This is a genomic window from Kitasatospora sp. NPDC057512 (assembly GCF_042802135.1).
Taxonomy (GTDB): Bacteria; Actinomycetota; Actinomycetes; order Streptomycetales; family Streptomycetaceae; genus Kitasatospora.
Genome location: NZ_JBHVET010001237.1, coordinates 1 through 1,316, shown reverse-complemented (window position 1 = coordinate 1,316; position 1,316 = coordinate 1). Strand labels below are relative to the sequence as shown.

At 77.7% G+C, this 1,316-nt stretch carries 1 protein-coding gene; it reads left to right on the top strand.

All coding sequences use genetic code 11. The features are described 5' to 3' along the window. On the top strand, positions 1-1,307 hold a 1,307-nt coding region (locus tag ACFU6K_RS39175), incomplete at its 5' end, for a PQQ-binding-like beta-propeller repeat protein (protein ID WP_380671476.1). Between the last annotated feature and the right edge of the window lie 9 nt (positions 1,308-1,316).

Genomic DNA, 1,316 nt, shown 5'->3' with positions numbered 1-1,316 from the left:
CCTCCCACACGCTGCGGATCCGGCTGCGGCCCCGCGCGGTCGGCTCGGGGCGGCCCCGGGCGGCGACCGGCGGCGCCGTCGAGGTGCAGCTCTCCGGCGCCACCGTGCGGATAGGCCCGGGGCCGCGGGCCGAGCACGAGCAGCCCGGCCCGAGCACCGCCCCGGCCACGACCGACTGGGTCCGCCGGGCCCCCGTCCCGCCGCCCCCGCCGGTCGCCCGCTGGCGCCCGTGGCGGTTCCGGATGTCCAACGACGTCTGGGGCACCCCGGTGGTCGCCGACGGGACGCTGTTCGTCTCCAGCTTCGAGGTGCACGCGCTGGACATCGCCTCCGGCGAGCGCCGCTACAAGACCCGGGACGTGGCCTGGGCGCTCGCGGTGGACGCCGGCCGGGTGCACGCCGCGGACGGCCCGCACCTGTACACCGTGGACGCCGCGGACGGCACCGAGCGCTGGCGCACCTCGCTGGACGGCTGGGTCTACTCGCTCTCCGCCGCCGAGGGCGTGCTCTGCTGCGGCATCAGGGGCGGCGGCGTCCAGCTCCGCTCGGCCGCCAACGGGGCCGAGCTGTGGCGCGCCGACGACGCCCAGCAGGACTTCGAGAACCCGCAGTCCGGCCCGGTCCTGGTGGGCGGCGCCGCCTACTACTACGGCGGCGGGCGGCTGCGCTGCGTCGACCCGCGCGGCGCGGGACTGCGCTGGTCCTTCCCGGTCGGCGAGGAGGTGCCCTCGCACCCGGTCGAGCGCGGCGGCGTGCTGTACGTGTCGGCCGGCACCCGGGTGTACGCGCTGGACGCGGCCAGCGGGGCCGAGCGCTGGCGCTTCGACGCCCCGGTGGTGCTGTTCACCCCGCCCGCCCTGGACGCCGACGCGGTCTACGTGGCCGACTACCTGGGCACGGTCTACGCGCTGGACGCGGCCACCGGCCGGGACCGCTGGCGCGGGGTCACCGGCCGCCGCCAGGGGGCCGACCCGGTGGTGGTCTCGGACGGCATGGTGCTGGTCGGCAACGGCGAGGTGCTGTACGCCTTCGAGGCGGCCACCGGCCGGGAGCGCTGGCGCTACACCGCCCGCGGCGAGATCGTCGGCTCCCCGGCGGTGGCCGACGGCCTGGTGCACCTGGGCAGCCGGGACCACTCGCTGCACACCCTGGACCTGGCCAGCGGTCAGCTGCGCTGGGAGCTCGGCACCAAGGGCGAGCTCACCGGCTCGCCGGTGGCGGTCGGCGGCCGGGTCTTCGTCGGCTCCAAGGACCGCTGCGTGTACGCGCTGGACGCCTTCTACGGCACGGCGGTGCCCGCCCGCTGAACCGCGGGG